At 78.0% G+C, this 359-nt stretch carries 1 pseudogene; it reads left to right on the top strand.

The window, feature by feature from the left end:
• Nucleotides 1-359, top strand: a pseudogene (locus GT354_RS50485) (ATP-dependent helicase); the annotation flags it as partial.

Below are 359 nucleotides of genomic sequence, written 5' to 3' on the forward strand. Positions count from 1 at the left end.
CCCACGCCCCACACGCCCCACACGCCCCACGCCCAGGAGTTGCGAACATCGCCACCGCCGCCCCCGACGCCGCCACCCTGATCCGGTGCGCCGCCACGTTCACCCCGGCCGACCCGCCGCGCGCCGGCACCGTCGCCTTCTGGCCCTACCCGGACGGTCCGAACGACCCGGGCAGCCCGAACGACCCCGACGATCTCGGCGACCCCGACCCCGACGGCGCGGCCGACCGCGTGACCGTGCTCGATTCCGACGGCAACCCGGTCACCCACCCGGCCGTGCGCCTGTCCGTCACCGACGCCGTGCGCGTGCTCGGCCGCGCCCGTCGAGCCCCCGGCGCACACCCCGCCGCCGCGTTCTGG

It is taken from the genome of Streptomyces sp. SID3343 (assembly GCF_009865215.1).
Taxonomy (GTDB): domain Bacteria; phylum Actinomycetota; class Actinomycetes; order Streptomycetales; family Streptomycetaceae; genus Embleya.